The sequence below is a fragment of the Nostoc sp. UIC 10890 genome, from assembly GCF_054786515.1.
This window is the reverse complement of sequence record NZ_JBSGKF010000001.1, coordinates 4,861,508-4,877,363: the sequence shown is the minus strand read 5'-3', so window position 1 is coordinate 4,877,363 and position 15,856 is coordinate 4,861,508. Positions and strand designations below refer to the sequence as shown.

Sequence of the window (15,856 nt, the reverse complement as noted above, 5' to 3'; positions counted from 1 at the left end):
ACTCCTAATATTAAGTACGAGCAGCAACAAAGGGAAATAAACGGCGAGTTAGCTTGGGGATGAAAGCAAATTTACCCTCATGAAGATAGCGATAGTGTTCCCACAATTGCCAATAGGGACTACCAGTTTTCATCCGCGTACCAGCCCAGTGAAGATATTTTAGTCGTTGTCCTCGGTCATAGAGGGCGTAATCTTGCTGTTGGAAATTTTGTGAACCCGCCCAACTACCAGGCCCACCCCCAGGAATTTTAACGAGATTCCCACGTTTTGCAATCAACTTAAGCACAAGATAATTTAAAATTGGTTGGTCTGTAACTCCTTCAGAAAAATCGAAATATTCACGATGTGCTGCACACTCTCGCAAAGTTTCATCCATTTGCTGTTCGGTAATAATTCCTTTTCTCGAAGCCCAAAAACCACTGTTGAAAACGTCTTGAAGTTGGACATCTGAAAAAATTTGCTGCTCTTTTACCAATGGTGAAAAAATATTTCGCAGTTTGTCATTGGCATGATGGTAGTCGCAACAGAAGAAATCAACTTCTGAAAGTTTGTCTAAATTGTCGGCGATTTTTTCAAAAACGACAATATCCGTATCAATATAAATAAACTCGTCTAAAGGGCCAAACCACGCTACTAGCTTACGCATTTTGTTGGGTAAGGCGAGAAAATCTCTATCAAAAATTTCTCCGATGCGTTTGGTAAATTTATCAATAAGTTCTAAATCTGGGAAAATTTGGACATTGTGTAAGGTAGCAAGTTGTTCTGCTACTTTGTGATAATTTTCATTAAATGGTATGAGATAAATGATTACTTCTGGGTCATAGTAACGAATGCTATTGAGTAAAGCGATCGCATTATCGATAACCCGGTCATTGGCAACTATATAAATTCCCCTACTCATAAATTATCCTTGGTTAATTAACTTAAATTTTCGCAAAGCTCTTGTAAATAAATTTGCTACTGGAGCGTCATTATAATTCTTAGGAGGATTTGTAAATACTGGGCGCTTTTCTGGTTCGTGTAGGTAACGATAGTAAAGAAATAAATCTCGATAGGGAAACTCAATATTCTCTCCAGCACAGACTGCTTGATTGATATTAGGAGGAATACCAATGTAATGAAGATAAGTTAGTCGATTACCTTTGTCATAAAGAAGATGTTCCCGTTCCTCAAAGTGCTTAGATGTGGCAGAACATCCTGTTTTTTGATTATCTGGCAGTTGACGAGCAAAGTTATAAATAGAAAGATTAGACCTCATTACCATGTAGTTTATCAATGGTTGTTCGCCAGCACCTTCATACAAAAGTTCCGCCTCACCATTTTGTAAATGGGATATCAGCAAATCTCTTTGTTCTGAGTTAAATATTCCCCGCTTTGCGCCATAGAAGCCGGAACAAAATATTTCGGAATCAATGCGTTTTTGCTCAAAAACTTCTCGTAATTTGGGAGAATTAACATTATATATTTTACTAACGTCTTTAAATTGAAAATCGTAGACAACAAAATCATAACTATCTAGCTTTTCAAACACTGTTGCTAGTGAGTTCATCACCAAAGTGTCTGCATCTAAATAGATAAACTTATCGAATGGCCCATCAAAGGCACAAAAACGACGGTGAGCACCATAAAGACGGGATTTACTGCGATTTAATCGTTCTGGTGCTGCTGAGAGCATAAACTGATCCCAGCGGTTGATTGATTCTAGATCATCGTAAAGAAATACATTAGGGCGTTTAGCTATTTCGTCAGTAATTCGCTGTGTTTGATCATCGAAAGGATAGATACAAACAGGAGTTTCTGGGCCTAAGATAACATCAATACTGTTGAGCAAAGCCACCAATTGATCGAAAACATAATCATTGCCAAGGGTACAAATACCATTCATAATTTATGAGTGTTGATCAACAAAGTTTGACAACCAGTTAAGTAGGTTTAATTTGTGTAAGATAATTTGACGTGCTTCTGCGATCGCATCTTTGGCTGCATACCAAGCATCAGGTGTAGCTGTGACTTCTTTGATGTAGGCAATGCCTTTTTCATCTAAACTGGGCAACCGCAAAAAACTACCCGGTGGCAATAATTTATCAGCAGCCGGGCCACCATAGTAAATTGGTAAACACCAAGCAAGCAAACTATCCCAAAGTTTCTCACTTACATACCAATTATTATCAGCATAATTTTCAATTGCCAGATTGTAATAGTATGGCGCCATGCCATACCATTTGTTACCTAGTTCTCCCGATTTTTTCGCCCATCCTGGTAAGTTACGCCCATACAAATCAAACTTAATGCCACTAGATTGTAGAGACTGCAAAAAGTCTAAACGCTGGCGATGATTAACTGTACGGCTAATTCCTGAAGTAATCCAACTACATGGTGCAACCTTTTGGGGTGGTGGCATTTCATTTAAATCTTGAAAAGAATTTGAGTGGTACCAAATAGCCGGCATATAGTCAGGGGTGGGAGCAAAATCATCGGGACCAGAAATGTAGCCAGAATATTTCTGGGCGTGTTGGTAATTATGATTAGTGATTTCGACAATTTCATCTAAAGGCGGTTCTCTTAGTAAATAAATAATCCGCTCTTTACTTACACCCCGTAGTAGAGAATCAACATTGACTACTGGTTTTTGCTGCTTTTTGCGAAAACTATCTAACCAAGATTTTTGTGGCGATGCTTGGGGAAAATCAAATTGATACATCAGCAGAAAATCTGGTTTTTCTGCTAGTGCTTGCATTTGCATATTGCCCCAAACTCCAAATTGATTCGGGGTTTGTTGCCATAGCCAATCGGCTCTAGTTTCTAAACCTCGATAGCTGCTAATCATACCTACAGTTTTCATAGTCATTTTAGTTATTTGTCATTTGTCATTTGTCATTTGTCATTTGTCATTTGTGATTTTTCTTACACAATCATTTGAGGTAGTAGAGATTCATCAACATAACTAAGGATTTTTGCCGCTCGATTTTCCCAAGAAAACTGCTTGACAAACTCGATGCTATCTGGATAACCATCTACTTTTCTGGGATGAGTTTCTAAAACCCGCTTTAGACTTTCGGCAAATTTGCTGGGGTTATCTGGTTCACACCAAGCTGCGATCGCTTGAGTATCTTGAAACTCAACTAATGAAGGAATTTCTGTCGAGACAATGGGAGTACCAGAGGCGAAGTAGTCAAACAGCTTTAAGGGAGATGTGAAAGTTGCCGCTTTTCCCGAACAATGAGGGTGAGCTAAAACATTGGCTGCTTGTAGCAAAGATGCTAACTCATTATGCAAGACATAGCCCAAAAACTTAATATTATGAATCTGTTTTTCTTTGACTAATTGTTGATAATATTCAACTTCTGTGGGCTTACCACCGGCACAGGCAAATTGCACATGAGGCATTTCTTTAGCTACATCAATTAGTACATCAATACCTTTAAATTGCTGTAGTGCTCCCGCATAAACTACCAATTGTTGGCTTTCATCTCGCAATAGTTTTTGACGCCATTCTGCTGCTTTTTCCGGTTGTCTCTCCATAAATAAGCGATTAAATCCATTATGTAACTTAATCACTTTCTCTGGTGGCATCCCATTTTTAATCATGCTTTCGCGGACAGTTTCTACAACGCTAACAGCAATTTGTAACAGCGGATTGTTGACAATTTCTGGTTCAAATGGCTTGTCTTCATGGTGGTGGTGTTCGTAAATTGCAGGAACGCCATTTCTGATGGCAGCTTTTACAAAATTCCAGTTGCGACTGTGGACAAGTTTAATAGTTGGAAGTATGTGAAATGGTAAATAATATTTGCTGGCAATGGTGTTAGAGTCAGTAAACTTGCTCCGAAAACGATCAATCGGCCAAGGCATGGGTAAGGGAGCAACTTTTAACTTGTCATGGAGATTGTAATATTTAACAAGTTCTGTTGGTGTTTGTCTCGGTTGAAAAGGATGAGCTAAATTAGCTAGATTAAAGGCTTTTGCTCCTTTGTCAGGATATACCAAAACTGTTGAGTATCCCAAGTTAGCGGCGGCGTTAGCTGCATTTGTAGACTGTACTAAGTGAGCCTCTGGCTGTGGCAACTCTTCACCAATAAAAAAAATGTAGTGTTTTTTTACAGCAGTATTTTTCATAAATTTTAGATATTAATACTATTTTCAAACTTTTCTAAATTATCTAGTAGGCTTATCGAATATTCATAACTTTCACTAATTAATTCATTTTGTTCTTCTGTGCTAGATATCAAATTATCAGCGAGAGAACGGAGAGAGCTAAGGATGAGGTTAAGAGAAGTCCGGAACTCAATAGAGATATGATTAAATGCTTCATAATAGGTACTTGTAATATCTTGATTTTGCTCAGGTATTGAGATTAATTGTCCTTTTTTTTGCAAGTTAATAACATCGTCAAAAACATCAATGGTGTTGAGAATTCTCCAAGCTGATTTGTAAGAGTCTTCAATTAATTCTTGGCGCTCTTGAGAATTGTCTACCAAATCATCAAGTAATAAGCGCAGTAACCCAATCATTGAGTTCATCTGCGTCCGAATTTCATGAGAGATGCGAAGCCAGCTTTGATTGTGTTTAGCAGCTTCCGGATATTCTGCAAATTTTTTGGAGTTTAGGCGAATTGCCTTGAGGATTTGTGTCTGAATCAAGTTTTTATTAGGGCGATCGCTAAATTGCATTGAATAAAGGCGTGAATAGTAAGCACCCTTTTTTAAAAGTTCTTCATGGGTTCCTACCTCTACCACCTGTCCTTGATCTAAAACGGCAATTTGATCGGCTTTTTGGACTGTAGAAAGGCGGTGAGCAATTACAAGGGTGGTGCGATCGCGACTCAAATCATCGAGTGCAGCTTGTACTAAACGTTCCGAAACAGTATCTAAAGCGCTAGTGGCTTCATCTAAAATCAGAATTTCGGGATTTTGGACGAGGGCGCGGGCGATCGCTAATCTTTGCCTTTGTCCACCAGATAACATGACGCCGCGATCGCCAATCAAGGTGTCAAATCCTTGAGGCAATTTACTAATAAACTCATAAGCATTTGCTCGCTTGGCTGCTGTAATAATTTCATCCTCAGTAGCCTCTGCTCGCCCGTATGCGATGTTATTCAGTACTGAGTCATTGAAAAGAAAGGTGTCTTGACTGACGATTCCCATCCGCTTTCGCAGGGATACAAGATCAAACTCCCGCAAATCAGTGCCGTCAATGGTAATACTGCCAGCGATCGGGTCATAAAATCTGGGTAAAAGGTCTGCCAAAGTGGATTTACCAGCACCAGAACCACCTACTAATGCTAATGTCGTGCCACGTGGTAAATATAAACTCACATCTTTGAGTACCAACTTTTCATGACCAGGGTAGGCAAAGCAAAGAGAATTAAAAGACACTCCCTCTTCTAATTTTGTGTAGGGAAGCTTACCTTTATCCATGAATGGCTTATCGTGCAGGCTTAAAAACTCATTGGTAACATCCACACTGGCTGCGGTACTGGCAAAGTTGCTGCGAATAGTATTTAACTGAGAAATTAATGGCAGCACTCGCAGCAGCACTAATAAATATGTCAGGAGTACAGTGGAAAGAGAAGAAACCTGGTCAGCAAAAAAGGTTTTGCTCAAAATTACAATTAGCAGTAAAGCTGTAATACCCATCACCTCACTCAGAGGTGTAATCGCTTCCGAATTAACCTGAGATTGGAAATCTGCTAACTCGCGATCGCGAATTAATTTTTTAATCCGTCGATATTCTTTTTCTTCATTTCCCGTAGCCTTTACTAGCCGAATTCCGTTCAGAGTTTCCAGTACAGAAATGGAGTATGCTTTAGACATCTCACTAAGCTGCTTCCCAAAATTTCTAGACCGGGAAATCGCATACTGATTTACTAAAGTCACCAATGACAGCAAAAGCGTAGCAGCAATTGTCAACTGCCAAGAAATTGACAGCAATAAACCAACAAAAACTAGAATTGTGATTCCCAGGATAACTATCCTGACTGTACTGCCGATAGCGCTTGCAGCCCGACCAATTTCTCCACCAAGACGGTTGATTAAATCACCAACTTTCGTTTTTGCGTAATAATCTATATCGATTTCTAATAATAGTCTTAACCCGGTTTCGCGCATATCTGATGTCAGCTTTCGGGTTAAAGAACTAGATGCTAAAGCGCTGGCATAAGTCGCTAAATTCTTTAAAATAATGGTAAATATAATTGCCCCAGCCATTACTCCTATCCGGTAAGGTTCTGGAGTATTATCAAAGGGAGATATCATCGTTTTGAGAATGGGAGGGGCCGTGCTTAAATCTACTTCTTGCCCCACAATTTTTAAAACCACTGGCACAATTAAAGCTGTGCTAATCCCATTAAATAAAGCTCCAGAAAATCCTAACAATATTGTCAGCAGAATCAAACCTGGATAGGGTTTAGCGAATCTTAGTAGTAGTTTTCTGGTAGACATTGGATATTTTTATGCCACTTTCACTTATTAATATTATTCACAAAATAATTGCCAACTAAAGCTAATCATTAAATAAACATGGGACAGGGTACTGGGTACTGGGTACTGGGAAAGAAAATATGATTAAGATTTGGTTGGGTTCCCAATCCCCAATCCCAAATCAAGATTCACAGCCTAGCAATTACTGACTTGAGTGTAGAAGCCATAGCCTCTATGCTATAGTGTTCCACACATCTTTTTCTAGCCTTGATACCTTGCTGATTTGCCGACTCTAAATTCTGAAAAATCAATTGAATTTGTTCAGCAATCTGTTCAGGACAAGCAGGCTCTACTAAATAACCAGTATCACCTAAAATTTTGGGAATATCTCCAACTCGCGTTGATAATACAGGTTTAGCCATTGCCATTCCATCTGTCAACTTCAGGGGAAATTGAGCACGAGTTTCTGGGGTGTCTCGCTGGGGAACGACTACAATATGAGCCGCTGCTACTAAATCAGGCATAACATCAGCTGGATACTTTGGTAATTTGATAATCCAGCGTCCCCACTTTTGTTGGAGTTGCTGATCATAATCATCATAAGGACTACCACCTACAATCACTAGTCTTAAGTCTGGCTGATTAATTTTATCGAGTGCTATAAGCACATCTTCTAGACCTTTATAAGGTCTTGGTGCACCAGGAAACATTAAAATACGATATTCAGATAAACCATAACGATTTCTGCTGGACTCAGCATCATATCGAGCAGGATCAAATAAAGAAGTATCCTTACCATTAGGAACAAATGTACCGCCAAAGCGCTGCTGCAAAAATTTAGTATGCACCGTCACAGCATCAGCGCTACTTACTAAACCTTCCATCCATTTGACGTACAAAGGATGATAAGGATTCCTGAGTGCACCGTCTGTTTTCAACAATTCCCTAGCTAATTGTTTAGGTGTGGGACGATAATGCCAATCATCGCCACCATACCAACTGAGTTCCCAATCATCTATGTCTAAAATTAACGGTTTTCGGCTAAATATTTTATTTAGTAGGGCAACTCCAAAACTCGCTATTTGTGGTTTTATAGCATAAATTATATCTCCATCAATTTTTGGGATAAATTTGCTGACTTCTCCAAAAAAATCTGGGAAATTTTTGCCCGGTAAACTATAAACTTTTAATTCTGATGGTAAATTTCGATATAAGTTATTTCCAAACAAAAACCCCATAATTTCAACTTCATATTCTAAATTTCTTAGGGCTGTTGCTATCAAGTATGCACGCAAAATAGCTGCACTTGATAAATCTGAAACCAATAGCGATATCTTGGAAAACTTTTTCACTATTTTTATACTTATTTTTATGAGGAAGGGGAAGGGGGAAAGGGGAAGGGGAAAAGGTAAAAACCTTGCCCGCAAGTGGCGCGACCTGTTCATCCCTTTCCCCTTTTCCCTTTAACCTTTTCCCCTCTTGTTTATTTAGTGCGCCAAGGATTTGTAACTTGATTCGGTAAAAATACTTTAGCGAATCTATCAAAGATTCTTGTATATAAGGAACGACTAATATTTTTAGCATATTGAGGTCGATAAGGATAGGTGCAGTGTAGAACTTTAATTTGATCCTGAATATTATAAGCATCCTGCCACTTACTGAGATAATTATAGGTGGGTGGTAGAATTTTCATGTGAGGTTGTACAGATGCGATCGCAGATGCAAAAGCCCCTTGATCTTTTAAAAGCAATTTATCTTGGTTATTTTTGACAATCTCAAAATAACGTTGAAATTCATCAAAAAATACCTTGATTACTTCTGTTTTTCTAAAAGCTATCAAACCGCTATTATATTGCACACTATCTGCTTGCAAAGGAAACCCTACAGATTGCAGAATTGGCAAAACATTTGGCAAAAGGTCTTCTTGCTTTCCGCGCAACAAATTTGTAGCTTTAAGAATAGAAGGTTGTACATCTTCAGTTAATAGCAAATCATATTCATCTAAATAGTCAAATACGTCGTTGATATCGGAAAGTAAACAAATATCTGAATCTAGGTAAATCGTTTTATCAAACTCAGAGGCCGCATATAGAGCCAGTTTTGCTTGCCTTGATGCTAAAACAGTATTTTCATTTGCCGGAGCCGGCTTTAAAATTACATTTTTAAAAGCCTTCAAAAAAGGATAAAGTCCTGTAGGAACTTGGTCAATTAGAATAATGATTGGATCTTGATGGAACTTTCTAATTGCCGCCAAAAAATGAATACAATCTTGAAAAGGGTAAAGTCCAGTTAAAATTGTAATAAATCCTCTAGTTTCTGTTGGCATAAATCAAATTAACAATTGTTGTTTAGTTTGGAAATTAGATATGTATTTATTTTTAGGAAATCTTACTCTATTTTTAGTTATAGCCAAATCTGATAGAGTAGAGATAAGCAAAATATAAACCTGACAATTTATTATTTTTAAGCAAAAAAACAATAAAATAAATCTAACTTTATATTTGTAGCTATTCCAGAGAAATTTTACTGATAATTTCATCTGAAGTTGACTTTATTTAAGTAAAAATACCGTCTAAGCACGGTTGTATAATATCATAGTGAATATTGCATATAGCTATAATAAACAAAGTATAAATACTTGATATAGTTTGTGGAAGTAGCACTATTATTCACTGGAATGTAGTATTGCTACTCAAGACCAAATATTTATGTTGTAAGGGAGGCAGAGATAATGCAGGTAATCCGTCTGGAAGCACTCTCAGACAACTACATATTCTTGTTACACGACTACAAACAAAATATTGCCGCTGTTGTCGATCCAGCGGAGGCTCAACCAGTTTTAAAGAAACTGGCAGAATTAAAAGCTGAGTTGGTAGCAATTTTCAACACGCACCACCATAACGATCATGTGGGTGGTAATAAGCAATTAATGGAACAATTCCCCCAACTGATAGTTTATGGAGGAGCCGAGGATCGTGGTAGAATTCCGGGACAGCAGGTGTTTTTGCAACAAGGCGATCGCGTCCAGTTTGCAGACCGCATAGCTGAAGTTATCTTCGTCCCCGGACATACCCGCGCTCACATCGTTTACTACTTTCCCCCCGAAAAAGCTGGTGAGACAGGGGAATTATTTTGTGGTGATACCTTGTTTTCTGGCGGTTGTGGTCGCTTGTTTGAAGGAACACCTACCCAAATGGTGGACTCTTTAAGCAAACTGCGCTCTCTACCCGATGATACGCACGTATGGTGTGCCCACGAATACACCTTAAAAAATCTGCAATTTGCCCTAACTGTGGATAGCGATAACGCCGACTTACAAAAACGCTTCAATGAAGTGAAGGCTTACCGTAGTCGAAGAGAAGCTACAATCCCCTCGCTGCTGGGAGTGGAGAAGCGAACCAATCCCTTTTTACGTTGGGATCAGCCATCATTACAATCAACTGTTAAGAGTAGCGATGGAGTGCAAACCTTCGCGCGGATAAGGGAAATGAGAAATAACTTTTAGGCATTTGGCATTGGGGATTGGGCGTTGGGCATTGGGCATTTCCCAATCTCCATCAATTTTCTCGCGCTAATAGTTGCGATCGCACCCTTCCTTTCGCTACGATCTGTAAGCTTTAGGGTGTAGGCAAAGAAGCTTGGAATACAGCAGTGACATTGTGAGCTATCAAGCCTTACCCAAATTAATCAGATTTTACAGGAAAAACGATGGCGAAACGCGTACAGTTAGTTTTAAATCAAGATATCAGCAAGCTGGGGAAATCTGGCGACTTAGTGGAAGTAGCTCCCGGCTACGCTCGTAATTATCTGATTCCCCAGAAATTGGCAACTAATGCCACTCCTGGTATTCTCAAGCAAGTAGAACGCCGTCGTGAGCAAGAACGTCAACGGCAATTAGAACTCAGACAACAAGCTCTTGAGCAAAAAGAATCTCTTGAAAAAGTTGGTAGCTTGACAATTGCCAAGCAAGTTGGTGAAAACGAAGCAATTTTCGGTACTATCACCAGCCAAGATGTTGCAGATGCAATTAAGGCAGCCACCGGTCAAGAAGTGGATCGGCGTGGAATTACCATCCCCGATATTAACCACCTTGGTACTTACCAAGCCGAAATCAAGCTGCATTCTGATGTAGCGGCACAAGTGGATATTCAAGTCGTCGCTAGTTAACTCAGAAGGGGGACGAGGGAGCAAGAGAAGTAAAAGTAAATCACATTTAACTCTTGTACAGACGCGATTAATCGCGTCTCTAGCAAAATCTCAAAACTAAAATCGTTTATGGCTGAAGAACTGAGTTTTAAAGGCGATGGTAGCGATCGCCTCCCCCCACAAAATATTGAGGCCGAAGAAGCGATTTTGGGGGGTATTTTGCTAGATCCAGAAGCGATTAGTCGAGTTAGCGATCGCCTTCTTCCCGAAGCTTTTTACATTAGCGCTCACAAAGATATTTATCAAGCAGCTGTAAGGCTGCACGCTCAAGGTAAACCCACAGACTTACTCTCAGTCACCAGTTGGCTGACTGACCATGAAATCCTTGCCCGAATTGGTGGCAGAAATAAATTAGCAACTCTGGTAGACCGCACAGTATCAGCCGTTAATATCGACGCCTTAGCAGGGTTGGTGATGGAAAAATACCTGCGGCGACAGTTAATTAAAGCTGGCAATGAAATTGTACATTTGGGTTACGAGACAGAAACCGAGTTACCAACTGTTTTAGATCAGGCAGAACAGAAAGTATTCGGCGTTACTCAAGAACGTCCCCAATCGGGTTTAGTTCATATTTCTGATACTCTAATTAATAATTTCCAGGATATTGAAGATAGAAATCAAGGTATTGCCTTACCTGGGATTCCCTGCGGATTTTACGATTTAGATGCCATGACCAGCGGCTTTCAACGTTCTGATTTGATTATTGTCGCTGGCAGACCATCAATGGGAAAAACAGCATTTTGCTTAAACCTTGCTCACAATATCGCTGCTTCTTATAAATTACCAGTTGCAGTTTTCAGCTTGGAAATGTCAAAAGAGCAATTGACGCAACGGCTATTAGCTAGCGAAGCACAAATTGAAAGTAGTTATCTGCGAACTGGTCGCCTCAGTCAAACACAATGGGAACCTTTAAGCCGTGCTATTGGTATCCTTTCCGAGATGCCAATTTATATTGACGACACGCCGAATATTACAGTTACACAAATGCGTAGTCAAGCAAGAAGATTGCAAGCAGAAGTTGGAACTGAATTAGGATTAATTGTAATAGATTATCTGCAATTGATGGAAGGAGCAGGTGATAATCGAGTTCAAGAATTATCAAAAATTACTCGTCAACTCAAAGGGTTAGCGCGTGAATTATCTGTACCAGTTATTGCTTTATCTCAGTTGAGTCGAGGGGTTGAAGCACGTACAAACAAGCGCCCGATGTTATCTGATTTGAGAGAATCCGGTTGTTTAGCAGGCGATAGTCTGGTGACATTAGCAGATAGCGGACTGCAAGTGCCAATTAAGGAATTAGTAGATAAATCTGGTTTTGCAGTTTGGGCATTGAACGAAGCTACAATGCAGCTAGAAAAAGCAATTGTTAGCAATGCTTTTTCCACTGGTGTAAAGCCTCTGTTTACTTTAACAACTAGATTGGGCCGGAAAATCCGTGCCACAGGTAATCACAAATTTTTAACAATTGATGGCTGGAAAAGACTTGATGAATTAACTCCTAAACAACATCTATGTTTACCCAGACATCTCCCCAGTCCTGGTAAGCAAACTATGACTTATGCCGAAGTCGCATTATTAGGGCATTTAATTGGCGACGGTTGTACATTGCCACGTCATGTCATACAGTACACTACCAGAGAGATAGATTTAGCTCAGAATGTTGCTTTCTTGGCAACAGAAGTTTTTGGAGATTCAATTGTTCCTAGAATTTCACCTGAACGTGGGTGGTATCAAGTTTACTTATCCGCAGCACAACATCTAACTCATCGTGTGAGAAATCCAATAGCCAAATGGCTAGACTCTCTCGGTGTTTTTGGTTTAAGGTCTTATGAAAAATTTGTACCTCAAGAATTGTTCTCACAACCTCAAGAGTCAATAGGTTGCTTTCTAAGACACCTTTGGAGTACAGATGGCTGTATAAAATTGGTTGCAGGAAAAAAGTTAAGACCTATTGCATATTATGCAACGAGTAGCCAGAGACTAGCTTTTGATATACAGACACTTTTGTTAAGACTAGGCATTAATGCAACACTCAGGAAAGTTCCTCAAGTTGGGAAAGGCAGAAATCAACATCATGTAATAATCACTGGTAAGCCCGATCTTCAGTTATTTATTATGCATGTTGGAGCAGTCGGAGAATATAAGCTACATTCACTCCAAGATATTTTTCAACATCTTCAAAACAGTATTCACAACCCTAATAAAGATATAATTCCGAAGGATGTTTGGAAAATAGAGGTTGTACCTGCGATGCAAGCTATTGGCTTCACCACACGGATATTACAAGCCTCCATTGGAGTTTCGTATTGTGGCTCTACTCTTTACAAAGTAAATTTAAGTCGAGAAAGAGCTTTAAAAGTTGGCAACATTGTTCAATCGTCTAAACTGGTTACTCTTGCCAAAAGTGATGTTTATTGGGATGAAATAGTTTCAATTGAATATAGCGGCGAGGAAGAAGTGTTTGACCTCACCGTTCCTGGTTTGCATAATTTTGTTGCAAATAATATTATTGTTCACAACTCCATTGAACAAGACGCTGATTTAGTAATAATGTTATACCGCGATGAATATTACTCTCCCGATACTCCCGATCGCGGCATTGCAGAAGTAATTATAGCTAAACACCGCAACGGGCCTACGGGTACTGCAAAACTTTTGTTCAATCCACAGTTTACAAAGTTTCAAAATTTAAAAATTTGAATGGGGAATTGGGCATTGGGCATTGGGAATGGGAGAGATGAGGGAGATAGTGGAGACAAGGTGACGAAGAGAAGCAGCGAGGCAAAGAAACGATCAAATACTATCTCTGTGTCCCCGTGTCCTCTTCCTCATGCCCCATACCCAATTTTTACTTAACTCCTAGCAATTCCACATCAAACAGTAGAGTGGCGTTGGGAGGAATCACGCCACCAGCACCACGAGCGCCATAACCTAACTCAGAGGGGATGATCAAATTGCGACGACCGCCTACTTTCATAGTGCTAAGTCCTTCATCCCAACCTTTGATTACCTGTCCAATGCCGATTTTAAAGCTGAAGGGTTGGCCGCGATCGCGTGAACTATCAAACTGAGTACCATCTTCTAAAGTGCCAACATAGTGAACTTCAACTGTTTGTCCAGGTTGAGGAGTCGCTCCAGTCCCCTCTTTTAACTCAACATACTTCAATCCAGAAGGAGTGGTTACGGCATTCGCATCAGACATAGTATTACTCGCAATTAAGATATTGTTTTCAGTTACAGTTGTGGGCGCTGACGGTGTTTGAGTTAATTCGGCAGCAATGGCAGTATTCTGTTTACTGCCTACTTGCCCCACAATCAACAGCACAACACACACCAGCATGAACGCCACGCTGAGGAAAATTGGTTTCAAAATCAGTTCTCCTTACTTAAGTATCCTGGCAAAAAGATTACCAACAGGACACATTTAGTTTAAATCACAAAGGGTATTCTAACGCCAAAGCTTATTTTCTAAATCGCGCACTTGCCGCTCTAAACGGTCAATTCTACCCCTTAATTCGTCCACCTCTGACTGGCGAGCCACCCCCAAATCCTGCATCATATTTCGCATTTGCCGCTGCATTTGGACATCCCAGTTTCCCTGTTCCGACTTTAACTGCTGGGCAATATCATCCATTACCGCCTTGGCTTGCTCAGGATTGAGTTTACCGTCTTTAACTAAATCATCGCTGACTTGCCGTAGTTTTTCTGCGACTAAAGACGTTGTTCCAAGACCCACCATCATTAGCTGTTGCAACCAATTGTTGTTGTCCATATTCCCTTCCTCTTACTTATTAACCAGCCGACCCTTGCTCCTGAGTTTAGGCAATCAAGCTATGCTTAAAGCGTAGTTACTCTAGCCTACATCTCTATTTTGGCAAATTAAGAAACACAGGGTTCAAAGGACGTGTTTATAGAACTTCTCAAGTTTAAGGTTGCCCCGGATTTACGGGAATATTTTATCCAGAAGGACGCACAAATTTGGACAACAGCGCTGGCTGAGTATCCAGGATTTCTCGGTAAAGAGGTTTGGATCAGCCCCAATGACTACACAGAAGTTATCCTGATCATTCGTTGGGCAACGCTGGAACAGTGGAAAGCCATACCCCAAGCACATTTGCAGACCATTGAAGACAACTTCATTCAAGCGCTCAGAGAATCATATTTAATTGTGGACTCAGGAGAATATCAAGTACGGAAATTTCCCCATTCATAGGTGAAAGATTACTGCCAACACCTATAAAAAGGCAAAAGGCAAAAGGCAAAAGGCAGGAGGTAGGAGGTAGGAGAGAAAAAGTATTAATTAAAACTGAGAACTAAATACTAATACAGTTAAGTTAAACTTTTTCTCTTTCCCCTCTGCTTACCCTGATTCTTTTTCCCCCTGAATGCTTCACCAAAAACTTGGGTCTGTTCGCGAAGCGTCTCGTAGAGAAGTCCCGTCCTTTGAGGACGGCTTTTTCTCATAGGTGACAGGACTTTAAATGAGTAATGAGTCATGAGTGGATGAGAAATGGCTATTTACTCATTACTTATTACTTATTACTTATTACTCCAGAATCACCGACCCTTCTTTCTCGGTGAGTATGTCAACTCTTAGTGTCTTTATTTTTCAAAGTAGGGAGAAGTTAAATCTGTGCCCGCCATTTCTGAAAGGCGATCTCGTAATCCTCTGATTTACTCTGAAAAACACTCCACCAATGAAAAAATAGTCCTAAACCCCATCCTAATGCTGGGAAAATAGCCCAAAAATAACCAGGACTAGTAATTAAATTCAAGAGAATGAGGAATAAATTCACTGCTAGGAAGGAAACCAAGTGTGTCCAAAAGGCTCTGCGTCGGAAAGTATTAAATGTATGTCGCAAACGTTCCTCTTCTTGTTGAGCCAACCACTTTTGTTCAGTTCTTTCCAAAATATCAGAAGAAATACCTAACTCAGATGCCATTTCTAAAAGCTGTTCTCGTGAAAATTCACCTTCCTGTTTACGAGTGAGTGCTTTTTGAAGGATTTGTTCTACATCTTCTGAATCGTAAGTCATTTTAATTACCTTATAAGTTTGTGTGTAAATGCGCCTTTGATTTCACGAATTTATTGATCGGCTTCGTTCAATTCAGTTAGCAAATGCATCCACATTTTGCACCCAATACTTAGTGATATTCACAACCTGATTATTTTCTCACAATTGATTTAGGGCTACTGTATTTGTCAATACCTCTATAATTGCTTTGATGAG

14 protein-coding genes are annotated in these 15,856 nt (G+C 39.7%); 4 read left to right on the top strand and 10 right to left on the bottom strand.

The window, feature by feature from the left end; all coding sequences use genetic code 11:
* Positions 1 to 10: 10 nt before the first annotated feature.
* The 7 genes from ACWATR_RS20120 to ACWATR_RS20090 all read right to left on the bottom strand — a co-directional run bounded on the left by ACWATR_RS20120 (position 11) and on the right by ACWATR_RS20090 (position 8,745).
* Positions 11 to 901 carry an Npun_R2821/Npun_R2822 family protein gene (locus tag ACWATR_RS20120; protein WP_460336148.1) on the bottom strand — a complete coding sequence of 297 codons (891 nt, stop codon included), beginning with the start codon at positions 899 to 901 and terminating at the stop codon, positions 11 to 13.
* 3 nt (positions 902 to 904) lie between these two features.
* Positions 905 to 1,885 carry an Npun_R2821/Npun_R2822 family protein gene (locus ACWATR_RS20115; protein ID WP_460336145.1) on the bottom strand — a complete coding sequence of 327 codons (981 nt, stop codon included), beginning with the start codon at positions 1,883 to 1,885 and terminating at the stop codon, positions 905 to 907.
* A 3-nt stretch (positions 1,886 to 1,888) separates the two neighbouring features.
* A complete protein-coding gene (locus ACWATR_RS20110) occupies positions 1,889 to 2,848 on the bottom strand; it encodes a glycosyltransferase family 10 domain-containing protein (RefSeq protein ID WP_460336142.1) in 960 nt (319 codons plus the stop codon).
* Positions 2,849 to 2,904: 56 nt separating this feature from the next.
* Entirely contained in the window at positions 2,905 to 4,116 is a 1,212-nt protein-coding gene (locus ACWATR_RS20105) for a glycosyltransferase family 4 protein (RefSeq protein WP_460336139.1), read from the bottom strand.
* 5 nt (positions 4,117 to 4,121) lie between these two features.
* Positions 4,122 to 6,440: an ABC transporter ATP-binding protein gene (locus ACWATR_RS20100; RefSeq protein WP_460336136.1), complete on the bottom strand. Its 2,319-nt coding sequence runs from the start codon at positions 6,438 to 6,440 to the stop codon at positions 4,122 to 4,124.
* Positions 6,441 to 6,607: 167 nt separating this feature from the next.
* The gene (locus ACWATR_RS20095) at positions 6,608 to 7,771 is read right to left on the bottom strand and encodes a glycosyltransferase family 4 protein (RefSeq protein WP_460336133.1); all 1,164 of its coding nucleotides are present in this window, start codon (positions 7,769 to 7,771) and stop codon (positions 6,608 to 6,610) included.
* A gap of 131 nt (positions 7,772 to 7,902) precedes the next feature.
* Entirely contained in the window at positions 7,903 to 8,745 is an 843-nt protein-coding gene (locus ACWATR_RS20090) for a hypothetical protein (RefSeq protein WP_460336130.1), read from the bottom strand.
* A 405-nt stretch (positions 8,746 to 9,150) separates the two neighbouring features.
* Between ACWATR_RS20090 and gloB the strand changes: the two genes are divergently transcribed.
* The 3 genes from gloB to ACWATR_RS20075 all read left to right on the top strand — a co-directional run bounded on the left by gloB (position 9,151) and on the right by ACWATR_RS20075 (position 13,325).
* Positions 9,151 to 9,924, top strand: coding sequence for a hydroxyacylglutathione hydrolase (gloB, locus tag ACWATR_RS20085; protein ID WP_460336127.1), 774 nt, complete (start codon positions 9,151 to 9,153; stop codon positions 9,922 to 9,924).
* Between the two features lie 203 nt (positions 9,925 to 10,127).
* Positions 10,128 to 10,586, top strand: a complete 459-nt coding sequence (gene rplI, locus ACWATR_RS20080) for a 50S ribosomal protein L9 (RefSeq protein WP_185585640.1) — start codon at positions 10,128 to 10,130, stop codon at positions 10,584 to 10,586.
* A 108-nt stretch (positions 10,587 to 10,694) separates the two neighbouring features.
* Positions 10,695 to 13,325: a replicative DNA helicase gene (locus ACWATR_RS20075; RefSeq protein ID WP_460336123.1), complete on the top strand. Its 2,631-nt coding sequence runs from the start codon at positions 10,695 to 10,697 to the stop codon at positions 13,323 to 13,325.
* 148 nt (positions 13,326 to 13,473) lie between these two features.
* On the opposite strand, the gene ACWATR_RS20070 is transcribed toward ACWATR_RS20075, so the two are convergent.
* Both ACWATR_RS20070 and ACWATR_RS20065 read right to left on the bottom strand, forming a co-directional pair.
* A complete protein-coding gene (locus tag ACWATR_RS20070) occupies positions 13,474 to 13,995 on the bottom strand; it encodes an FKBP-type peptidyl-prolyl cis-trans isomerase (RefSeq protein WP_084227332.1) in 522 nt (173 codons plus the stop codon).
* A gap of 78 nt (positions 13,996 to 14,073) precedes the next feature.
* Positions 14,074 to 14,397, bottom strand: coding sequence for a phasin family protein (locus tag ACWATR_RS20065; protein WP_069073600.1), 324 nt, complete (start codon positions 14,395 to 14,397; stop codon positions 14,074 to 14,076).
* Positions 14,398 to 14,529: 132 nt separating this feature from the next.
* Here ACWATR_RS20065 and ACWATR_RS20060 point away from each other — a divergent pair, with 132 nt between their 5' ends.
* Positions 14,530 to 14,838, top strand: coding sequence for a TIGR03792 family protein (locus ACWATR_RS20060; protein WP_181928389.1), 309 nt, complete (start codon positions 14,530 to 14,532; stop codon positions 14,836 to 14,838).
* Positions 14,839 to 15,250: 412 nt separating this feature from the next.
* Here the strand turns inward: ACWATR_RS20060 and ACWATR_RS20055 are convergent, their stop codons facing one another.
* Positions 15,251 to 15,661, bottom strand: a complete 411-nt coding sequence (locus tag ACWATR_RS20055) for a 2TM domain-containing protein (protein WP_460336118.1) — start codon at positions 15,659 to 15,661, stop codon at positions 15,251 to 15,253.
* Between the last annotated feature and the right edge of the window lie 195 nt (positions 15,662 to 15,856).

Excerpts from the sequence above, each read along its gene's own strand:
- ACWATR_RS20120 (WP_460336148.1), bottom strand. The coding sequence starts at position 901 with ATGAGTAGGGGAATTTATATAGTTGCCAATGACCGGGTTATCGATAAT.
- gloB (WP_460336127.1), top strand. The coding sequence starts at position 9,151 with ATGCAGGTAATCCGTCTGGAAGCACTCTCAGACAACTACATATTCTTG.
- ACWATR_RS20105 (WP_460336139.1), bottom strand. The coding sequence starts at position 4,116 with ATGAAAAATACTGCTGTAAAAAAACACTACATTTTTTTTATTGGTGAA.
- ACWATR_RS20100 (WP_460336136.1), bottom strand. The coding sequence starts at position 6,440 with ATGTCTACCAGAAAACTACTACTAAGATTCGCTAAACCCTATCCAGGT.
- ACWATR_RS20065 (WP_069073600.1), bottom strand. The coding sequence starts at position 14,397 with ATGGACAACAACAATTGGTTGCAACAGCTAATGATGGTGGGTCTTGGA.
- ACWATR_RS20110 (WP_460336142.1), bottom strand. The coding sequence starts at position 2,848 with ATGACTATGAAAACTGTAGGTATGATTAGCAGCTATCGAGGTTTAGAA.
- ACWATR_RS20090 (WP_460336130.1), bottom strand. The coding sequence starts at position 8,745 with ATGCCAACAGAAACTAGAGGATTTATTACAATTTTAACTGGACTTTAC.
- ACWATR_RS20055 (WP_460336118.1), bottom strand. The coding sequence starts at position 15,661 with ATGACTTACGATTCAGAAGATGTAGAACAAATCCTTCAAAAAGCACTC.
- ACWATR_RS20115 (WP_460336145.1), bottom strand. The coding sequence starts at position 1,885 with ATGAATGGTATTTGTACCCTTGGCAATGATTATGTTTTCGATCAATTG.
- rplI (WP_185585640.1), top strand. The coding sequence starts at position 10,128 with ATGGCGAAACGCGTACAGTTAGTTTTAAATCAAGATATCAGCAAGCTG.
- ACWATR_RS20075 (WP_460336123.1), top strand. The coding sequence starts at position 10,695 with ATGGCTGAAGAACTGAGTTTTAAAGGCGATGGTAGCGATCGCCTCCCC.